This is a genomic window from Nakamurella sp. PAMC28650, from assembly GCF_014303395.1.
Classification (GTDB): Bacteria; Actinomycetota; Actinomycetes; order Mycobacteriales; family Nakamurellaceae; genus Nakamurella.
On the sequence record NZ_CP060298.1, the window covers coordinates 4,106,112 to 4,126,233 of the forward strand.

General features: G+C 68.8%; 19 protein-coding genes. 13 read left to right on the top strand and 6 right to left on the bottom strand.

Annotated elements, in window-relative coordinates; all coding sequences use genetic code 11:
• Nucleotides 1–96: 96 nt before the first annotated feature.
• A complete protein-coding gene (locus H7F38_RS18555; protein ID WP_187091206.1) occupies nucleotides 97–1,128 on the bottom strand; it encodes an adenosine deaminase in 1,032 nt (343 codons plus the stop codon).
• On the bottom strand, nucleotides 1,125–2,078 hold the full coding sequence (locus H7F38_RS18560; RefSeq protein WP_187091207.1) for a LysR family transcriptional regulator: 954 nt from the start codon (nucleotides 2,076–2,078) through the stop codon (nucleotides 1,125–1,127). Before H7F38_RS18560 ends, H7F38_RS18555 begins: the two co-directional genes overlap by 4 nt.
• Nucleotides 2,079–2,165: 87 nt before the next feature.
• On the opposite strand from H7F38_RS18560, the gene H7F38_RS18565 reads away from it, so the two are divergent.
• The 3 genes from H7F38_RS18565 to H7F38_RS18575 all read left to right on the top strand — a co-directional run bounded on the left by H7F38_RS18565 (nucleotide 2,166) and on the right by H7F38_RS18575 (nucleotide 4,802).
• Nucleotides 2,166–3,332 (top strand): TDT family transporter, encoded by a 1,167-nt coding sequence (locus H7F38_RS18565; RefSeq protein ID WP_187091208.1) that lies wholly within the window; start codon nucleotides 2,166–2,168, stop codon nucleotides 3,330–3,332.
• 65 nt (nucleotides 3,333–3,397) lie between these two features.
• On the top strand, nucleotides 3,398–3,850 hold the full coding sequence (locus H7F38_RS18570; protein ID WP_187091209.1) for a MarR family winged helix-turn-helix transcriptional regulator: 453 nt from the start codon (nucleotides 3,398–3,400) through the stop codon (nucleotides 3,848–3,850).
• Between the two features lie 118 nt (nucleotides 3,851–3,968).
• Complete coding sequence (locus tag H7F38_RS18575) at nucleotides 3,969–4,802, top strand: alpha/beta fold hydrolase (protein WP_187091210.1); 834 nt, start codon at nucleotides 3,969–3,971, stop codon at nucleotides 4,800–4,802.
• A 55-nt stretch (nucleotides 4,803–4,857) separates the two neighbouring features.
• Here the strand turns inward: H7F38_RS18575 and H7F38_RS18580 are convergent, their stop codons facing one another.
• Both H7F38_RS18580 and H7F38_RS18585 read right to left on the bottom strand, forming a co-directional pair.
• Complete coding sequence (locus tag H7F38_RS18580) at nucleotides 4,858–5,787, bottom strand: DMT family transporter (protein WP_187091211.1); 930 nt, start codon at nucleotides 5,785–5,787, stop codon at nucleotides 4,858–4,860.
• A 119-nt stretch (nucleotides 5,788–5,906) separates the two neighbouring features.
• Complete coding sequence (locus H7F38_RS18585; RefSeq protein ID WP_187091212.1) at nucleotides 5,907–6,530, bottom strand: hypothetical protein; 624 nt, start codon at nucleotides 6,528–6,530, stop codon at nucleotides 5,907–5,909.
• Nucleotides 6,531–6,879: 349 nt separating this feature from the next.
• Here H7F38_RS18585 and H7F38_RS18590 point away from each other — a divergent pair, with 349 nt between their 5' ends.
• Both H7F38_RS18590 and H7F38_RS18595 read left to right on the top strand, forming a co-directional pair.
• Nucleotides 6,880–7,272 (top strand): PPOX class F420-dependent oxidoreductase, encoded by a 393-nt coding sequence (locus H7F38_RS18590; protein WP_187091213.1) that lies wholly within the window; start codon nucleotides 6,880–6,882, stop codon nucleotides 7,270–7,272.
• Nucleotides 7,273–7,420: 148 nt separating this feature from the next.
• Nucleotides 7,421–9,223 (top strand): acyl-CoA dehydrogenase, encoded by a 1,803-nt coding sequence (locus H7F38_RS18595; RefSeq protein WP_187091214.1) that lies wholly within the window; start codon nucleotides 7,421–7,423, stop codon nucleotides 9,221–9,223.
• 122 nt (nucleotides 9,224–9,345) lie between these two features.
• On the opposite strand, the gene H7F38_RS18600 is transcribed toward H7F38_RS18595, so the two are convergent.
• On the bottom strand, nucleotides 9,346–9,903 hold the full coding sequence (locus H7F38_RS18600) for an adenylate kinase (RefSeq protein ID WP_187091215.1): 558 nt from the start codon (nucleotides 9,901–9,903) through the stop codon (nucleotides 9,346–9,348).
• A 225-nt stretch (nucleotides 9,904–10,128) separates the two neighbouring features.
• Nucleotides 10,129–11,028 carry a LysR family transcriptional regulator gene (locus H7F38_RS18605; protein ID WP_187091216.1) on the bottom strand — a complete coding sequence of 300 codons (900 nt, stop codon included), beginning with the start codon at nucleotides 11,026–11,028 and terminating at the stop codon, nucleotides 10,129–10,131.
• A 205-nt stretch (nucleotides 11,029–11,233) separates the two neighbouring features.
• On the opposite strand from H7F38_RS18605, the gene mmsB reads away from it, so the two are divergent.
• The 8 genes from mmsB (at nucleotide 11,234) to H7F38_RS18645 (ending at nucleotide 20,059) form a co-directional block, all read left to right on the top strand.
• The gene (gene mmsB, locus H7F38_RS18610; RefSeq protein WP_187091217.1) at nucleotides 11,234–12,139 is read left to right on the top strand and encodes a 3-hydroxyisobutyrate dehydrogenase; all 906 of its coding nucleotides are present in this window, start codon (nucleotides 11,234–11,236) and stop codon (nucleotides 12,137–12,139) included.
• Between the two features lie 77 nt (nucleotides 12,140–12,216).
• The gene (locus tag H7F38_RS18615) at nucleotides 12,217–13,701 is read left to right on the top strand and encodes an aldehyde dehydrogenase family protein (protein ID WP_187091218.1); all 1,485 of its coding nucleotides are present in this window, start codon (nucleotides 12,217–12,219) and stop codon (nucleotides 13,699–13,701) included.
• 217 nt (nucleotides 13,702–13,918) lie between these two features.
• Nucleotides 13,919–15,055 (top strand): acyl-CoA dehydrogenase family protein, encoded by a 1,137-nt coding sequence (locus H7F38_RS18620; protein ID WP_187091219.1) that lies wholly within the window; start codon nucleotides 13,919–13,921, stop codon nucleotides 15,053–15,055.
• A complete protein-coding gene (locus tag H7F38_RS18625) occupies nucleotides 15,052–16,155 on the top strand; it encodes a 3-hydroxyisobutyryl-CoA hydrolase (protein WP_187091220.1) in 1,104 nt (367 codons plus the stop codon). Before H7F38_RS18620 ends, H7F38_RS18625 begins: the two co-directional genes overlap by 4 nt.
• A complete protein-coding gene (locus H7F38_RS18630; protein WP_187091221.1) occupies nucleotides 16,152–16,937 on the top strand; it encodes an enoyl-CoA hydratase in 786 nt (261 codons plus the stop codon). The genes H7F38_RS18625 and H7F38_RS18630 overlap by 4 nt, the downstream gene beginning before the upstream one ends.
• 44 nt (nucleotides 16,938–16,981) lie before the next feature.
• Nucleotides 16,982–17,761, top strand: coding sequence for an electron transfer flavoprotein subunit beta/FixA family protein (locus H7F38_RS18635; RefSeq protein ID WP_187091222.1), 780 nt, complete (start codon nucleotides 16,982–16,984; stop codon nucleotides 17,759–17,761).
• A gap of 94 nt (nucleotides 17,762–17,855) precedes the next feature.
• On the top strand, nucleotides 17,856–18,827 hold the full coding sequence (locus H7F38_RS18640; protein ID WP_187091223.1) for an electron transfer flavoprotein subunit alpha/FixB family protein: 972 nt from the start codon (nucleotides 17,856–17,858) through the stop codon (nucleotides 18,825–18,827).
• Nucleotides 18,828–18,832: 5 nt separating this feature from the next.
• Nucleotides 18,833–20,059, top strand: a complete 1,227-nt coding sequence (locus H7F38_RS18645; protein WP_187091224.1) for a CaiB/BaiF CoA-transferase family protein — start codon at nucleotides 18,833–18,835, stop codon at nucleotides 20,057–20,059.
• Nucleotides 20,060–20,122 lie beyond the last annotated feature (63 nt).

Sequence of the window (20,122 nt, forward strand, 5' to 3'; positions counted from 1 at the left end):
CGACAGACCGATCGACCGACACCACTCGGGCCGCCGGTCGATTCAGCCCCTGTGACAGTGCACCAGTGACATTCAGTGAGATGCTAGAGGTAAATGTTACGCAATGTCGCGGTACACGGCGAGATACTGGCGTATTTCTTCCAGAATCCGGGCCTTGTCCGGCGGCGCAGCGAACGAGGCGAGCACGGCTGCCTCGGCCAGGCCGGCTACACCGGGGGCGTCCAGTCCCAGGATCGAGGCCGCCACGCCGTACTCCCGGTCCAGGGTGGTGGAGAACATGGGAGGGTCGTCGGAGTTGATCGTGATCGGTACCCCGGCCGCCATTAAAGCCGGCAGCGGGTGCTCCGCGAGCGAGGCCACCGACCGGGTGCAGACATTGGAGGTCGGGCACACTTCCAACGAGATGTGGTGCTGCGCCAGGTACGTCATCAGGAGTGGGTCCTGAGCCGCGGTGATGCCATGCCCGATCCGTTCGGCGCCCAACGTCTGGATCGCGTCCCAGATGGTCTGCGGGCCGGTCGATTCGCCCGCGTGCGGCACGCTGTGCAACCCGGCCGCCCTCGCGGCGGCGAAATGCCGCGCGAACTGCGGGCGGGGCACGCCGATTTCCGGTCCTCCGAGTCCGAAGCTGACCAGGCCCGCCGGCTGCAGGGACAGGGCGATGTCCAGCGTGACATCGGCGGCCGGGACGCCGGCCTCGCCGGGGATGTCGAAGCACCAGCGGAGCAGGATCCCGAAGTCGCGTTCGGCCTGGACCCGGGCGTCCTCGATGGCGGCGCAGAACTCCGGGGCCGGCACGCCGCTGCGGACCGACGTGAACGGGGTGACCGTCAGTTCCGCATAGCGGACGTTCTGCTCGGCCAGGCCCCTGGCCACGTCGTAGGTGAGCTGGTGGACGTCCTGTGCGTCCCGGATCAGGTCGACGACGGCGAGGTAGACCTCGATGAAGTGGGCGAAGTCGGTGAAGGTGAAGAAGTCGGCCAGTCGGTCCGGATCGCTGGGGACGGTGGTCTGCCCCTCGTACCGCGCGGCGAGCGCGGCGACGGTGGCCGGTGAGGCGGACCCGACCTGGTGGACGTGCAGTTCGGCTTTCGGGAGCCCGGAGATGAAGGCGCTGAGATCGTTCACGCCCCCGAGCCTGGCAGACGCCCCGACCAGATCGCCACCGCCACCAGCGCTCTGGCCGGACCGGCCGGCGGTTGGGCGCTGGACCGCCAGACCGCCCGCAGTTCGCGACGCAGGTCGAGACCGGCGATCGACACCTCCACCAGACGGCCGAGGGCGAGATCGTCGGCGACCGCCAGCGCGCTGATCGCGCCCGGAGCGGTACCGGCGGCGATCGCAGCGCGGACCGCCGCGGCGGTGGCCAGCTCGATCGCCGGCGGAGCCGATGGCGCGGCGCGGGGCAGCGTCGCCTGGAGCGCCCTGACGAACGCATCCCGGGTCCCGGATCCCACTTCTCTGCTCACCAGCGGTGTGCCGGCGAGTTCTTCCACCGTGACCTGACGCCCTGGCCGTCCCCACGGGTGACCGGGGGCCACGACGACGACCAGGTGGTCGTGGTCCACCACCTTCGACCGGACGGCCGTCGGGACACCGGGCGCCTCGATGAAGCCGAGATCGGCGGAGCCGTCGATCACCGCCCTCACCACCGCCCCGCTGTTGGTCGTGGTCAGCTCCAGGTCCGTCAGGTCCTGCCCGGATCGCAGCTGGCCGGCCCGGAGCGCGAGGAACCATCGGGGGGCGAGGTGCTCGGCGATGGTCAGACTCGCCGCGATTCGCAGGTGCGCGTCCCGGGTGTTCTGCAATGATCCGATCCCGGCGTCCAGTCGGTCGGCGGAGGCGATCACCGGCGCCGCCCACTGGGCGACCAGCGCTCCGGCGGCCGTCAGGGACGATCCGTGGCTGCTGCGCATCAGCAACGGCACGCCGATCTGCGCCTCCATGGCCTTCATCCGCAGCGATGCGGCCTGCTGGGTGATCCCGAGAGCGGCCCCCGCCGAGGCCAGGCTGCCGGAACCCTGCACGGCCAGGAGCAGCTGCAGTGCGATCAGATCGGGGACGCGGCGGCTCAGCATCCTTCCATGGTGACACAAGCTCCACTTGTGTCGGGACAAGCAATTGCCCTCTACCCGCGGGTCGTGCCGACCGGCATCGTGGTCGTCATGAGCACTGCGACCCACCTGCGTCCCCCAGCCACCGCCGACCACTGCGCCGCCACCGCAGGATCGAGCTCCGGCCACCGGTTGCTCGGCGCCCTGGAACATCCCGGAGCGGTGTTCGAGAACATCACGCCCAACTGGTTCGCCGCCGTGATGGGCACCGGCATCGTGGCCAACGCCGCTGCCACCCTGCCCGTCCACGTGATCGGGCTCCGCGTGTTCGCGGTCTGCGTCTGGCTCTCGGCGGCGTTCGCCCTGGTCGCCCTCTCGGCCGCCTTCTCCGTGCACTGGGTCCGCCATCGCGCGAACGCGCGCCGGTACGCCCGGCATCCGGTGATGGGTCAGTTCTACGGCGCCCCGCCGATGGCCCTGTTGACGGTCGGTGCCGGCACCCTGCTGGTCGGCCGGGACGTCATCGGGACGAATGCGGCCGTCGCCGTGGACTTCGTGCTCTGGGGCGCTGGCACCGTCACCGGTCTGGCCACCAGCCTCTGGGTGCCCTTCCGGATGATCACCCGTCATGACAAGAGCACCGCGACGGCCCTGCCTGCGTGGCTGATGCCCATCGTCCCGCCCATGGTGTCCGCCTCCACCGGCGCCCTCCTGCTGCCCCACATGCCCGCCGGACAGGCCCGCCTCACCCTTCTGCTGGCCTGCTACGCGATGTTCGGGATGAGCCTGGTCATCGGCATGATGACGATGACGTTGATCTACTCGCGTCTGCTGCACGCCGGCATGCCTGCGGTGCAGGCCGCTCCGACGGTCTGGATCACCCTGGGCATGATCGGCCAGTCCGTCACCGCCGTCAACCTGCTCGGCAACGCCGCCGGATCCGCCATCGCCGATCCGTTCGCCCAGGGTCTGCGGGTGTTCGGACTGATCTACGGCATCTCCATGGGCGGGTTCGGCGCGTTGATGTTCGTCCTCGCGACCGCCCTGACCGTTCATGCAGCCCGTCAGCACCTGAGGTTCTCCCTCACCTGGTGGAGTTTCACCTTCCCGATCGGCACCTGCGTGACCGGCGCGACCGGCCTCGGCACCACTGCGGGATCGTCGGCGATCCACGGCCTCGCGGTCGCGCTGTACGTCGTCCTGCTCGCAGCGTGGGGCACGGTCGCCCTGCGCACCCTGCGCAGTGCGGTGTCCGGCCGGGTGTTCCTGCCCGCCTGAGCAGCTCGACTGCAAGGATTCTCTCGTGCACGACCCAATCGCACACTGTTGGCTAGTCTGGGTGGATGAAGTTGATTGCCGGAGCCGAGGCCAAGCCCCTGGACGAGAAGCTGTGCCTAGCGCTCTACAGCGCCTCCAGAGCCATGACGGCCCGCTACCGGGACCCACTGGCACCGCTGGGGCTCACCTATCCCCAGTACCTGGTGATGGTGCTGCTGTGGGAGGACGGTCACAGCAGCGTCGGGCAGATCGGTGCACGACTGCGACTGGAGTCCTCCACGCTGTCGCCGCTGCTGAAGCGCCTGGAGATGATGGGCCTGGTCCATCGGAGCCGCGATCCGCAGGACGAACGCTCGGTGGTCGTCGCACTGACGCGTCAGGGACGCGTCCTGGAACGGCGAGCAGTCGGGGTGGCCAGCCAGATCTGCGACGCAGCAGGTCTTTCCCTCGAGGAACAGGGCGAACTCGTGGCCGAGATCAAGGCCCTGACGGCCAAACTGACTGCGGTCCGCGCGTAATTTGCACACCCGACCGCACCGTTCTTCTTTTCACTCTCTTCTGTCGTGCACGATCTAGTCGCACCTACTAGGCTCGGGGTGTACTCGCACGATCCGATCAGAACGAGGAGAGATCATCATGGCGAAATTCACCGTCGGGACCGAGAACGATGCCCCGATCGAGCTGCACTACGAGGACCTGGGCACCGGCACACCGGTCGTGCTGATCCACGGCTGGCCCCTGAGCGGGCGCTCGTGGGAGAACCAGGTCCCCGCCCTGGTCGCGGCCGGGCACCGCGTCATCACCTACGACCGTCGCGGTTTCGGCGCGTCGTCGCAGGTCTGGAACGGATACGACTACGACACCTTCGCCGCCGACCTTGACGCTCTGCTGACCCATCTCGATCTGCACGAGGTTACCCTGGTCGGCTTCTCCATGGGCGGCGGTGAAGTGGTGCGCTACATCGGCACCTACGGAACCTCCCGGGTGTCGAAGGCCGTGCTGGCCGCTGCCGTCCCGCCCTTCCTCTACAAGACCGACGGCAACCCGGACGGCGGCCTGGACGACGCCACCATCGCCGGCTTCCAGGACGGGATCACGGGCGACCGGATCGCCTTCCTGGACGGCTTCACCACCAACTTCTTCACGGCCGGCGACAAGCTCACCGTCAGCGAGGCGCAGCGCGTCTACGCGCGGGAGATCGCCTCCTTCGCTTCGCCCAAGGGCACGCTGGACTGCGTCACGGCGTTCGGCAAGACCGACTTCCGCGGCGACGTCGCCAAGATCGACATCCCGACGTTGGTCATCCACGGTGACTCCGACGCAGTGGTGCCGTTCGAGGTCAGCGGCAAGCGTTCGGCCGAACTGATCCCGGGCGCCAAGCTGGTGTTGATCCAGGGCGGCCCCCACGCGATCAACGCGAGCCACGTCGCCGAGTTCAACGCCGCGCTGCTGGATTTCATCGCCGGCTGACGCAACGGCTCGGGTCCCGGCCGTCTCCGGTCGTCGGTGGTGCGAGGACGACCACTCACTCGGAGTCGGCGCGGGCCCCGGCCATCTCGACGACGTGCGGCCGCGCGCCGTCCTCCTGGGTCGGGTGCTCCTCGACGGGCGCCAGACTCAGGATGGCCGGCGACCGGACCAGCAGCGCCACCCCGCCGCAGATCACCAGGACCGCCCCGCCGATCACGCTCAGATGGCCCGGTCCGGTCGGCAGTCTCTCGTGCAGCAGCAGGCCGCCGGCCACGACGGCGACCAAGGGATTCAGCACGGTCGTGGCCGCGATCGAGGCGGCGAAGTGGCCGGCGCGATAGGCGCCCTGGAGCAGAAGGTATCCGTACGGCCCGAGCAGAGCGATCGCGACCGACACCGCGATCACCACCGGGCCGGATGCTGGCTGCCTTACCGATATCAGCAGGGTCCTGACCAGCACCGCCGTCAGGCCGAACGCGGTGCCGGCGGCTCCGGCCAGCAGCAACGCCCGAGGTCGACCCGGCGCGAGATGCGCCCCGAAGGTCAGCGCGGTGACCGCGGCCAACACCCCGGCGACCATCCACACCACCGACCACACGGACGGAACGCCGGCGCTCGCGTTCGACGGCAGGGATTTCAGCAGCGCGATCAGCCCGCCGACGACGCCGACCGCAGCCAGGATGTCGAGCCGCCGGATGCGTTGCCGCCGCAGGACGGCGGCGAGGGGGATCGCGAAGACCAGTCCGGTCACCCCCAGCGGCTGGACCAGGGCCAGGGTGCCCAGCGAGAGGGCCAGGATGTGCAACGACATCGACCCGAGATCGGCGACCGTGCCGGCCAGCCACCACGGACGATGGCACAGCTTCCAGAGCAGACGGACGTCGGCGACGTGGGCGCTCGGCACCACCAGCGCCTCGCGATGCTGCAGGGCCGCGCCCAGTGCGAAGCAGAAAGCACTCGCCAGCGCGGCGAGAACCGCTACCACCACAAGGCTCCCTCCCGTCCGACCGGGGCTGCGTCCAGCCCACCCGTGTGGGGTCGACCGCCCCCCTGTTCGCAAGCTAGCAGCATCAGATCAGAGGGTGGTGAGAACGGCAGGAATGGTCAGCTCCGGCGCTCCGGTGCCGCCGGCGGCGCCTCGTCGGCGCGGTACTCGTTCGCGCGGGACTCGTCCTCGAGCTCCTGCCTCTCCTCGATCCGCTTCTTCACCCGACCGAGTCCCGGGACGGCGCCCAGCATCTCGTTGAACTCCTTCGAGACATCCAGCAGGTCGCGCACATCCGGCGCGACCGTACCGAGGGTGTCCAGGACGGGCAGGATGTCCTTCTGCAACTTGTCGACGATCTCCGGCAGGGCGTCGACCAGCTGCACGATGGCGTCCACCTCGGCCGGGCTGGTGGTCTCGGCCAACCGGGCGATCATCGGCTGGAGCAGCTCCAGCGCCGGCTGGTAGCTGTCCAGCAGCGGCGTCACCCTGGCCGTCAGCGACTCGGCGCGGCCGACCACCCGCTCGACCCTGGCCACCACGTTCTCGGTACGGACGACGACGCCTGCCGAGTGCACGGCGATCTCCTGGATCTCGGCGTCGACCACCTGTACCTGGGCGAGCAGATCCTCGACCTGGTCGATCACGACCACCAGGCGCGGAACCAGGGCGATGGCCCGCTCGGCGGCATCGAAGCCCTGCCCGACGAGCCGGAACAGATCCTGAGGTCCTGGCAGTCTCATGTCGCGCACCTTTGCTCGAGTCATCCTTGCTGCAACAGATCGCACCGATCGCGGTGGACCCGAGCCCACTCGGCCCGCTCCGGTCCGGTACCCATCTACACGATGGATCAGTCGGAGCCCGCGCCGGAGGGGTCGAGCCGGTGACGTTCTTCACCCGTCACCGTGACCGGAGAAGGTTTGCCGGTCACCGAGCCGGATCCTGATGCTGACACTCCCATTTCCGGGGCATCCCGGGGACCTGTTCCCCGAGCCGGCCGGGCCCGCCCGGGTGATGCGCCCGGGCGGTGTGGTCTGCTGAGATCGGCCGGACCGGCCCCGGTATCGGCACCGTGCCCGGAAGGACGCCGTCATGACCCTGCCCCAAGGACTGCTGGAACTGCTCACGCAACCGAGTCCCTGCTACATCGCCACCACCATGCCGGACGGATCACCGCAGCTCACCCAGACCTGGGTGGACACCGACGGCGAGCACGTCCTGATCAACACCATGCAGGGGTTCCAGAAGATCAAGAACATCCACCGCGACCCGCGGGTGGCGCTCAACATCTCCGACCCGTCCAACCCCTCCCGTTACTTCTCGGTCCGCGGACGGGTCGTCGACATCACCACCGACGGCGCCGTCGACCACATCGAGAAGCTGGCCCAAAGGTACCTCGGGACGCCCTACCCCTGGTACGGCGGACGGGACCAGGTGCGGTTGCTCCTGACCATCGAGGCGGACAGGATCGGCGGGATGGGCTGAGCGCCCGCCGACCCGCGGCGAACGGCGGCGAACGGAGGCGAACGGAGGCCATTGGCGTCGAACCGGACACGACCGGAGGCCGCACCCCACCGAACCGGAATAATGGGCGTCATGGGTGCCGATCGGGCACCGATGGGATGGAGTCCTGATGCCGCGTTCACTGATCATGTCCCGCCGGGATCTGGAATTCCTGCTGTACGAATGGCTCGACGTCACTTCGTTGACCTCGCACGAACGTTTCGCCGAGCACGGCCGCGAGACGTTCGACGCCGTCCTGGACCTCAGCGAATCAATCGCTACCGAGCAGTTCGCCCCGCTGAACCGGGCCGCGGACCTGCACGAGCCGTCGGTCGGCCCGGACGGCAGGGTCGTGCTGATCCCGGAGATCGCCAAGGCCCTGACCATCTACTCGGAGTCCGGTCTGCCGGCCAGCACCCTGGACCACGAACTCGGGGGGATGCAGCTTCCGCTGACCCTGCACCAGGCGGCGTCGATGTACTTCCAGGCGGCCAGCACCGGCGCCTTCGCCTACGCCTTCCTGGCGGCCGGGAACGCCAACCTGGTGGTGGCCCACGGCTCGGCCGAACAGATCGAGCAGTACGCCAGACCGGTCATCGAAGGCCGCTGGTACGGAACCATGTGCCTGTCCGAACCGCAGGCCGGTTCCTCGCTGGCGGACATCACCACCAAGGCGATCCGGCAGCCCGACGACACCTACCGACTCTTCGGCACGAAGATGTGGATCTCGGCGGGCGACCACGAACTCGGCGAGAACATCGTGCACCTCGTGCTGGCCAGGACCCCCGGTGGACCGGCCGGAGTGAAGGGGATCTCGCTGTTCATCGTGCCCAAGCACCTGGTCGGGCAGGATGGCGGGATCGGTGAGCGCAACGACGTCTCGCTGGTCGGTCTGAACCACAAGATGGGTTACCGGGCCACCACCAACACCCTGCTCAACTTCGGTGAGGGCGCCACCACGCCCGATGGGCAGCCGGGTGCCGTCGGGTATCTCATCGGCCAGGAGAACCGCGGTCTGACCTACATGTTCCACATGATGAACGAAGCCCGGATCTCGGTGGGGGGCGGCGCCGTCGCCCTGGGCTACACCGGCTACCTGCATGCGTTGGAATACGCGGGCACCCGTACGCAGGGTCGCCCGGTGGGCGCGAAGGATCCGGCCACACCCCCGGTGCCGTTGATCGATCACCCGGACGTGCGGCGCATGTTGCTGGCCCAGAAGTCCTTTGCCGAGGGCGGTCTGGGGCTGATCCTGTTCTGCGCCAACCTGGTGGACCGGGAGCGGACCGCCACCACCGATGCGCAGCGGGCGGACGCCGCACGGCTGCTGGACGTCCTGACGCCGATCGCCAAGTCCTGGCCGTCCCAGTGGTGTCTGGCGGCCAACGATCTCGCCATCCAGGTACACGGTGGCTACGGGTACACGCGTGACTACCCCGTCGAGCAGTTCTACCGCGACAACCGGCTCAATCCCATCCACGAGGGCACCCACGGGATCCAGGGCCTGGATCTGCTCGGGCGGAAGGTGACCGCCGAGGACGGCGCGGGACTGGCGCTGCTGGCCCGCACGATCCGTAGCACCGTCGAGCGGGCGTCGGCCTCGACGACAGAGGCTGCCGGGCAGGCGGCCGCGCTGGCCGTCGCCGTCGACCGGCTGGTAGCCGTCACCGAGCGTCTGTGGGCCGGGGGTGACGCTTCAGAGGCCCTGGCCAACGCCACCGTCTACCTGGAGGCGGCCGGTCATGTCGTCGTCGCCTGGATCTGGCTGGAACAGGTGCTGGCCGCGGCCGGGAAATCCGGCGCCTTCTACGAGGGGAAGCGCGCCGCCGCCCGATACTTCTTCCGTTTCGAACTGCCCACCGTGCACTGGCGATTCGACCTGCTGGCCACCCTCGACCGGACCACGCTGGATCTGGACCCGTCGACGCTGTGACACCAGCCTCGTGACATCACCGCTGTGACATCAGCGCTGTGACATCGTTGCGGCGACTCCACCGGGCCGACCGTCGCGGGCACCGAGCCAGCGGTGGCCACCAGATCCGAGGATTGCGCCGGTCAGTGCACCGAGGTGCGATCGCCGATCCGCCCGATGATCTCCTGGTGCACCAGTTCCACGGCCCGGTCGCCGTCGACGGCCTCCACCAGAGAGCCGTAGTACCGCAGCAACGGTTCGGTGACCTGGTGGTAGAGCCCGAGGCGCCGCTCGATGGCGTCCAGGGTGTCGTCCAGCCGGCCACGTTGGAGTGCCCGTTGCACCAGGACATCGTGGGGAGCGGTCAGCAGGATGACGGCATCGATGCCGGGCGTCCCGCTGATCATGCTCTCCAGCCACTCGGCCTGCTCCGGATTGCGGGGGAATCCGTCCAGCAGGAAGCCCTGTGCGGCATCGGCTTCGTTCAGCCGGTCGGCGAGCATTCCCTGGGTGATGCCGTCGGGCACCAGCTCACCCGATTCGAGGGCGGTCCTGGCCTGCCGACCCAGAAACGTATCGGCCGCAATATTGGCGCGGAACAGATCGCCCGTCGATATGTGCGGAATACCCCAGTGCGGTGCCAGCAATGCAGCCTGGGTTCCTTTGCCGACACCTTGCGGCCCGAAGATCAGCAGTCTCATGGTGGGTTCCCTTTCGGTCGAGCGGCAGCTCCGCGCTGATGTGCACCCGGCTGATCTGTTGCACCCGTAGTGATTCAGACGCTACCGATCAGGACACCCGAGAACTGTTCTCCCCGCTGTAGGGTTCACCACTGAATCGTGAAAGATTTCGATGTCACGATATCGATGGCACTTCCCGCCGATAACTGCGCGATCGACGAGAACCCGTCGACAGAGCGAACGTCCTCAGGCCGGCCGCAACTCGGCGCTGCGGCGATCGACCTCCTCGCGCAGTTCGCGCAACACCTCGGCGGCGGCCGGACGACGCAGTACGCGTGGCGCGAGCACCGCGGTGAAGGTCAGCGGGACGTCGACCTCGGCCGGCAGCAATCGCGTCAGGCCGGCGGTCCGACCGGCCAGGAAGTTCGGCAGGATCCCGATTCCGCCGCCGGCCTGCGCAACCTGGATCTGGCTGTGCACGCTGGTCGAGCCGATCTGCACCGAGCCGCCGGGGAACAGTTCCCCGATCAGGTCCAGGTCGGTGACGCGCAGGAGTGAGTCGATGTAGTAGACCAGCGAATGGCCGACCAGTTCGGCCCTCTCCCGGGGCCGGCCGCGCAGGCGCAGGTAGTCGTCCGAGGCATACAGACCGAGCGTGTAGGTGGCCAGGGTGAAGGCCTCCACCCGACTGGAAGCCGGTCCGCCGACACCGATCTCGAGGTCGGCACCGACGCCCTGCACCAACGGGCGGGTCGCCGTCACCAACTCGAGCGTGACGGCGGGGTGACGGCGGTGCACCCTGGCCATCACCGGGGCCACGAAGCAGGCGCCGAACGCCTCCGGTGCGGCGATCCGCACCAGACCGGTCAGCGCGGCTCCGGGGTGCCCGGGCGCACCGGACAGTTCACCGACCGCCACCATGGTCCGTTCGATCCGCTCCGCACCGTCGAGCAGGGCCCGTCCGAACTCGGTGAGAGCGCACCCCCTGGCTGTACGCACCACCACCGGAGAGCCCAGATCTCTTTCCAGCGCGGTGATCCGGCGCGAAACGGTGGTGTGCTCGATGCCCAGCGCCGCACCGGCCGCCGCGAAGGTGCCGCTGCGGGCGACCTCGAGCAGCACCAGCAGGTCGTCTGCGCTCGCCACCGGTCCCGGTTCCTTCTTTCCGTCGAGCAGCTGTCAAGGGCGCCTCCGGGCGGGCGGCACCGTCGCCCGCACCGGCGCCGTCGTCGATGTGCATCTTTGCACAGCCCACGTCCGGAAGTCTGCGTTGTGCGCGCGCCGACCCAGGTCCAGGATGGGAGTGCACAGCAATTTTCTGCACGGCAATTCGCAGGGCAAAGGAGCTCGGATGAAGATCGCCTGGATCGGCCTCGGCAACATGGGCGGCCCGATGGCCGCCAATCTCGTCAAGGCCGGACACCTGGTCACCGGATTCGATCTGAGCGACGCAGCGCGGGGGGCCGCCGCTGCCGCCGGCGTGAGCATCGCCGGCTCGATCTCCGAGGCCGTCGGCGATGTCGACGTCGTGTTCTCCATGCTGCCGGCCGGCCGACACGTCCGGTCCGTGATGTCCGGGCCCGAGGGCGTGCTCGCCCACCTGCGGCCGGGCACCTTGGTGGTGGACAGCTCGACGATCGACATCGAGACGGCCAGAGCGCTGCACGAGTCGGTGACGGCCGCCGGATTCCGTTTCCTGGACGCCCCGGTCTCCGGCGGCGTGTTCGGTGCCGAGTCGGGCACGCTGACGTTCATGGTCGGCGGGGCGGACGCCGATCTGGCGGAGGCCAGACCGTTGATCGAGGTGATGGCCGGCCGGATCTTCCACGCCGGCAGTGGCGGCAGCGGGCAGGCCGCCAAGATCGCGAACAACATGATGCTCGGCATCAACCTCGCGGCGCTGTGCGAAGGATCCGTCCTGGCCGGTCGTCTCGGCCTCGATCCCAAGACCTTCTTCGAGATCGCCTCGGTTTCCTCCGGCGACAGCTGGGCGCTCCGGAACTGGTATCCCGTCGAGGGTGTCGTTGCGAATGCCGCCGTCAACCGGGACTTCCAGGGCGGCTTCGCCGTCAACCTGATGCGCAAGGACGTGGGGCTGGCCCTGGAAGCCGGCGGCAGCACGGCGACCGATCTCCCGTTCGCCGCCTTGGTCGTCCAGTACCTCGACAAGATGGTCGAGCTGGGCTGGGGCGGCCGGGACAGTGCGTCCCTGGTCAAACTGTTCGATGGCAGCCTGACGGCGGCGGAGCCGTCCTGACGGTCGGATCTCCTGCTCCCCCACCTTTGCACCGCATTCGAGATCACCTCCCCACCGATCGTGAACCGAGGGTCATCATGAGCATTGCTTCCGACATCGACGTCACCGACTACCCGATGCTGATCGGGGGCGAGTGGGTCGGCGGGCAGGACGGCAATTGGTCCGAGGTCCTGAGCCCCAGTCGCCGTGGCCTGGTCATCGGCCGGGTTCCCCAGGGCGGGTCCGTCGACGTCGACCGGGCCGTCGAGGCCGCCCGTCGGGCATTTCCGGCCTGGCGCGACCTGCACTTCAAGGATCGCCAGCTCGCGCTGCTGCGCATCGCAGACGCACTGGCCGAGCACGCCGAGGAGCTCGCCCTGCTGACGGCGACCGACACCGGCAACGCGCTGCGCCCGCAGGCGAGGCCGGAGTCGCAGACGCTGGTCAACCTGTTCCGTTACTTCGGCGGCGTCGCGGGTGAGTTCAAGGGCACGGTGCTGCCGTCCGGGCACGATCAGCTGCAGTACACCCGCAAGGAACCGCTGGGCGTGGTCGCCGCCATCCTGCCGTGGAACTCGCCGCTGATGATCGCCGGCATGAAGGTGCCGGCGGCCCTGGCCGCCGGGAACGCGGTGATCCTCAAGCCGGCCGCCGACGCCCCGCTGACGATCCTGCGGATGGCCGAGATCGCCGCCGCCTTCCTGCCGCCCGGGGTGCTGAACGTGGTGACCGGCAAGGGCAGCGTGGTGGGCGAGGCGCTGCTCGAGCATCCCGGTGTGGACAAGGTCTCCTTCACCGGCTCCACCGAGATCGGCCGCCACGTCGCCGAGGTCACCGGCGCGAGGCTGGCCCACACCTCCCTGGAACTCGGCGGCAAGAGCCCGACCATCGTGTTCCCCGACGCTGCGACCCCCGATCGGATCGAGGCGACCGCGGACGGCATCCTGCTCGGCATGCGATTCTCCCGTCAGGGCCAGTCGTGCACCGCAGGGTCGCGGTTGTTCATCCACGAGAGCGTCTACGAGATCGTGCTGGAAGCAGTGGCCCGCAAGGCCTCCGCACTGGTGGTCGGTGATCCGCTGGACGAGGCCACGGACATGGGCGCGATCATCAACGAGTCCCAGCACCGCAGCGTGAAGGAATACATCGCCGACGGCAAGTCCCAGCCCGGAGTGCGGGTGGTGCTCGACGGCGAGGACTTCACCCCGGCCGGGCTCGACGGCTTCTACCAGGGGCCCACCATCTTCGCCGGGGTGAAGAACACCTGGCGGATCGCCAAGGAGGAGATCTTCGGCCCGGTCCTGGTCGCGATCGCCTGGAGCGACCGCGAGGAGGTGATCGCCATGGCCAACGACTCGCACTACGGTCTTGCGGCCTTCATCTGGTCGCAGAACCTCACCGAGGCGCTGGACACCGCCCACCGGATCGACTCCGGGTGGGTGCAGGTCAACCAGGGCGGCGGCCAGGTCATCGGGCAGTCCTACGGCGGTTACAAGGCCAGCGGATCCGGGCGCGAGTTCTCGCTCGAGGGTGCGATCGAGGGGTTCACCCAGACCAAGCAGATCAACGTCAAACTGGGCTGAGTCCGCCGCGGTTCACATCACGCCGGGCCCCGGTGTGATGTGGGCCGCAATGACTTGCCCCAGGTACTAGGTCGTCCGATAGTCGGAGCACAGACTAGTCGGAGTACAAAGGACATCAGGGGTGCAGCCCCGCTGCCGCCCCTGATATAGCTGCTCCCCCAGCACCGCCACCCTTGCTTCTCCCGTTCACCGCTACGCCGAGCCGAAGGTGCCTCCCATGTTCGACCTCACCGACGACCACCGGGCCCTTTCCGAAGTGGCCAGGCAGTTCGCCGACGAATTCCTGGCTCCGCAGGCGGTCGAGTGGGACCGCACCAAGCACTTCCCGCTCGACGTCTTCCGCAAGGCGGCCGAGTTGGGCGTCGGCGGCATGTACGTGAACGAGGACGTCGGCGGCTCCGGTCTGAGCCGGCTGGACGCCGCGTTGATCGTCGAGGCCCTGGCCACCGGCTGCCCGTCGCTGGCCAGCTACATCTCGATCCACAACATGACCGCCTGGATGATCGACCGCTACGGCAACGACGCGCTCCGCCAGCGGGTCCTGCCGTCGATGTGCTCGATGGAGACGCTCGGCTCCTACTGCCTGACCGAGCCCGGAGCCGGTTCGGATGCGGCCGCGCTGACCACGAAGGCCGTCCGGGACGGTGAGGACTACCTGCTCACGGGCGTCAAGCAGTTCATCTCCGGTGCCGGAGCCAGCGGCGTGTACGTGGTGATGGCCAGGACCGCCGATACCGGGGCCAAGGGGATTTCGGCGTTCGTCGTCGAACTCGGCGCACCCGGCCTGTCGTTCGGGCCGAACGAGACCAAGATGGGTTGGAACGCCCAGCCCACGCGTCAGGTGATCCTGGATCAGGTCCGGGTACCGGCCGGCGACATGCTTGGCGCCCCCGGCGACGGTTTCCGGATCGCGATGAGCGGCCTGAACGGGGGCCGCGTCAACATCGGTGCGAGCTCTCTCGGAGGCGCACGGGCCGCCCTCGAGCGGTCCCTGGCCTACGCCGCGGACCGGAAGGCGTTCGGCAGGAGCATCAGCGACTTCCAGTCCCTGCAGTTCGCGTTGGCCGACATGGCCACCGGCCTGGAGGCCGCCCGGCTGCTCCTGTTCAAGGCCGCCGACGCCATCGACTCCGGTAGTCCGGACATGGTGCAGTTGTGTGCGATGGCGAAGAAGTTCGCCACCGACACCGGTTTCGACGTGGCCAATCGTGCGCTGCAGATCCACGGCGGCTACGGTTATCTCGCCGAGTACGGCATCGAGAAGATCGTCCGGGACCTGCGCGTCCATCAGATCCTGGAAGGGACGAACGAGATCATGCAGATGGTCATCGCGCGGTCGCTGGTCGGCCGATGACGGAGGTGGCATCCTCTCCACCGGCTGACCCCGCGGTCCTGGTCCGGATCCACGACGGGATCGGCCGCCTCACCCTGAATCGGCCCGGGACGATCAACGCCCTGACACATGAGATGGTGCAGCTGCTCTCGGTCGCGTTGGACAGGTTGGCCCACGACCACGAGGTCACCGCCGTGCTGATCGACGGCGCCGGCGACAGGGGCCTCTGCGCCGGCGGCGACATCCGGGCCATCTACGACGACGCCCGGTCCGGTGGTCGGGAATCCCTTGAGTTCTGGCGGGACGAGTACCGGCTCAACTCGGCCGTCGCCCATTTTCCCAAGCCGCTGGTGGCGGTGATGGACGGGGTGGTGATGGGCGGGGGTGTGGGGATCTCGGCGCACGCGTCCCATCGCATCGTCACCGACCGCTCCAAGGTGGCCATGCCCGAGGTGAACATCGGCCTGGTGCCGGACGTCGGGGGAACCCTCCTGCTGGCCGCCTCCCCCGGTTGGCTCGGTCTGCACGCCGCACTGACCGGAACACGTCTGGCCGCAGGCGATGTGATGGCCCTGGGGATGACGGACCACTACATCGAGCACCAGAAGCTGACCGACCTGCTCGGCGCCATCGCCGCCCACGGCGTCGAGTCCGCGATCCGTTCTCTCGAATCGCCCCCGCCGCCGAGCACACTGGTCGCACAGCGCGACTGGATCGACCACTGCTACGACTCCGATTCCGCCCAGCAGATCGTCGACAACCTCCGCCGCGTCGGGATGCCTGGGGCGACGGCTGCGGCGGAGGCGATCTGCGCGGCCTGCCCGACGTCGGTACTGGTTGCGCTGCAGGCGATCCGCGGGCTCAGGGGGTCGGGGGCGACCCTGGAACAGGCCCTGAACCAGGAGTTCTCGATGGTCGGTGCGGCCATCAGGTCCCCCGACCTCGTCGAGGGCATCCGAGCTGCGGTGATCGACAAGGACCGGCAACCGAAATGGTCGGCCGGCCGTTTCGCGGAGGTCTCCGTGGACACGGTCGCCGAGTTCTTCCGGTCCGCCGGTGACCCGCCGTTCCCCGGCCTGGTCCGGCCCTACCCCTCTGATCTACAAGGAGTGACGCGATGACCGACCACCAGACCATCCTCGTCGATCGGCCGCCGGACGCCGCCGGTGTCGGGCGCATCACCCTCCACCGACCCGAGGCGCTCAACGCGCTGAACCGGACCCTGATGCTGGAGGTGGTGGCCGCCGCCACCGAGATGGACCGGGACCCGGCCATCGGGGCCATCATCATCACCGGGTCGAACCGGGCCTTCGCCGCCGGCGCCGACATCAAGGAGATGCAGCCGCAGGGCTTCCCGCAGGTCTACCTCGACGACCTGTTCCGGGACTGGGACCGACTCGCCGACCTCCGGACACCACTGATCGCGGCGGTCGCCGGGCATGCCCTGGGGGGCGGCTGCGAGCTGGCCATGCTGTGCGACATCCTGCTGGCCGCCGACAATGCCAAGTTCGGGCAGCCGGAGATCCGCCTCGGTGTGATTCCCGGGATCGGCGGATCCCAGCGGCTCACCCGCGCCGTCGGCAAGGCCAAGGCGATGGACATGTGCCTGACCGGACGGGTGATGGACGCGGTGGAGGCCGAACGGGCCGGCCTGGTGTCGCGGATCGTCCCGTTGGCGGAGCTGATGTCCGAGTCGCTGTCGGTGGCCGCCACCATCGCCGCCTACAGCACGCCGATCGTCTCGATGGCCAAGGAAGCCGTCAACCGGGCATTCGAGACCACCCTGGCCGAGGGCGTGCGCTTCGAGAGGCGACTGTTCCACTCGACCTTCGCCACCGGCGACCAGAAGATCGGCATGTCGGCGTTCATGGAGAAGCGCACCCCCGCCTTCGAGAACAGCTGAACCCGCCACCCAACCACCCATCAGACCCTTGCAGAGGACCCACCGTGGACATCGTCGTTCTGATCAAGCAGGTACCCGACACCTATTCGGAGCGGAAGCTCCACGAGTCCGACTGGACCCTCGACCGTGACGCCTCGGACGCGGTGATCGACGAGATCGATTCCAAGGGCGTCGAAATCGGCCTCCAGCTGACCGAGCAACACGGCGGCACCGTCACCGTCCTGACGATGGGCCCGGCCCGTGCCTCCGAGTCGATCCGCAAGGCGCTGGCCATGGGGGCGCACAAGGCCGTCCACGTGTGCGACGAGGCGTTCGCGGGTTCCGACGCACTGCAGACCTCGGCCGCACTGGCCGCTGCCCTGAAGACCCTGCCGTTCGATCTGATCATCACCGGTAACGAGGCCACCGACGGCCGGACCGCGTCGATGCCGGCGATGCTCGCCGAGCGGCTCGGGCTGCCGGCGGTGACCTCGGTGGTCACGGTGACCGTGGAGGGCTCGACCCTGTCCGCCGAGCGCGTCGTCGAGGGTGGCGCCGCCAAGGTCTCGGCAGCGCTGCCCGCCGTCATCTCGGTCAACGAGAAGATCGGCGAACCGCGCTACCCGAACTTCAAGGGCATCATGGCCGCCAAGTCGAAGCCGGTCAGCACCCTGTCCGCCGCCGACCTCGGGATGGACGTCGCACACCTCGGCCTGGCCAACGCAACCACCCAGGTGGTCTCCGGCCGGCCGCGCCCACTGAAGACGGCCGGCGAGAAGATCTCCGACGACGGGACCGGCGGCGGCCGGATCGCCGAGTACCTCATCGCGCAGCGCCTGGTCTGAAAACTAGTCCCACCGCACCTGCCCGTCCCCTCCCTACTGCGCTCCCGTCACTACTGAGCGCCCCTCACTCCTGCTACAGAAACGGCCGAGAAACATGTCAGAGGTGCTGGTCCTGGTGGAACATTCGGAAGGCTCGCTCAAGAAGGTCACCGGCGAGATGCTCGCTGCCGCAGCCCGTATCGGGGCGCCCGCCGCCGTCGTCGTCGGCCCGGTCGGCACCGCTGCTGCGTTGGCCGCGGCCCTCGGCGCCGCCGGTGCGGCGAAGATCTACGCCGCAGAGTCCGTCGATCCCGGCGAGGTACTGCTGACCCCGGTGGTGGCCGCGTTGGCGGCAGCTGCCGCGACCGCGGACGCACCGGCGGCGGTGCTCCTGGCCGCGACCTTCGACGGTCGCGAGGTCGCCGGACGCCTGGCCGTGCGCCTGGATTCGGGCCTGCTCGCCGACGTCGTCGATGTCACGGCGGAGGACGGCGTCGTGGTGGCGACCCAGTCGGTGTTCGGCGGGGCGTACACGACGCGGTACCAGGTCACCTCCGGGATTCCGGTGATCTCGGTGCGGGCCAACTCGATCGAGGGCGCCGCACCCCCCGTCGGGTCACCCGAGGTCGTCACGCTGGAGACCGTCATCGATCCGGCGACCGCGACCACCGTGACGCAGTGGCTCCCCGAGGAGGTCGGCGACCGACCGGACCTGGGCGGCGCCAAGGTGGTCGTCTCCGGCGGCCGAGGGGTCGGCTCGGCCGACAAGTTCTACGTGGTGGAGGAGCTTGCCGACGAGCTCGGCGGAGCTGTCGGCGCCTCGCGCGCCGCGGTCGACTCCGGCTACTACCCTCACCAGTTCCAGGTCGGCCAGACCGGAACGACCGTGTCGCCGCAGCTGTACATCGCGCTCGGCATCAGCGGTGCGATCCAGCACCGCGCGGGCATGCAGACGTCCAAGACGATCGTCGCCGTCAACAAGGACCCGGACGCCCCGATCTTCGAGATCGCCGACTACGGTGTCGTCGGCGATCTCTTCGAGGTCGCCCCGCAGCTGACATCGGCGGCGAAGTCGCGAAAGGGCTGAGCTCAGTGCACGAGGAACCACCTCACGAGGATTCCCCGCGCACCTCGGAGGCACCGCACGGGCCGCTGGCCGGCCTGCTCGCGATCGATCTGACCAGGGCACTGGCCGGTCCGCATGCGGCCATGATGCTCGGTGACCTCGGAGCCAGGGTGATCAAGGTCGAGAATCCCGGGACGGGGGACGACACCCGTTCCTGGGGGCCGCCTTTCGTGCAGCCCGAGCACGGCGAGCAGGAGTCGACCTACTATCTGTCGACGAACCGCAACAAGGAGTCGATCACCCTCGACCTGAAGAACGACGACGACAAGGCCGTTCTCACCGAGCTCCTGCGTCGCGCCGACATCCTGCTGGAGAACTTCCGGCCCGGCACGTTGGACCGACTCGGCTTCGGGACCGACGTGCTGGCCGAGCTGAACCCACGGCTGGTGACGCTGGCGATCAGCGGCTTCGGGCACGACGGTCCGGAAGGCGGCCGCGCCGGATACGACCAGATCGCCCAGGGCGAAGCAGGTCTCATGTCGCTGACAGGCTCAGGACCGGACGATCCGCAGCGCGTCGGAGTACCGATCGGTGACCTGCTGGCCGGGATGTACGGCGCCTACGGTCTGCTCGCTGCGCTGCTGGAACGCGAACGCACCGGAAAAGGGCAAGTCGTCCGGACCTCGTTGCTGGCGGCCGTGGTGGGCGTGCACGCGTTCCAGGGCACCGGCTGGACGGTGGCGGGGAAGGTGGGACACGCCCAGGGCAATCACCACCCCTCGATCGCGCCGTACGGCCTGTTCCGCTGCGCCGCCGGGACCGTCCAGTTGTCCTGCGGCAGTGAAGGTCTGTGGCGACGGCTGTGCACAGAGTTCGACCTCGACCCGACGGCGTCCGGGATGGCCACCAACAGCGATCGGGTGGGCAACCGCCAGGCGGTCATCGATCTTCTGGAGAGTGCCTTCGCCGGGATCGAATCCGAACCGCTGCTGGCCCGGTTGGCGCTCGCCGGCATTCCTGCGGGCAAGGTGCGCACCCTGGACCAGGTCTACGAGTGGGACCAGACCGCGTCGCAGGGATTGAAGATCGATGTCGAGCATCGGACACTCGGTCCGCTCGTGCTGCCCGGGCCGCCGCTGCGTTTCTTCGCCCCCGGCCCGGACGGCGAGATCGAGACGACCCGGCGCAGCCACCTCGCCCCGCCGACGCTCGGCGCAGACGGCGAATCGATCCGGACCTGGCTCCGGAGCTGATCCCCCCGCACGCTCAGCTCCGCCGGAGCCCTCAGCTACGACCGCGCGCTCGGCTGCGACCGC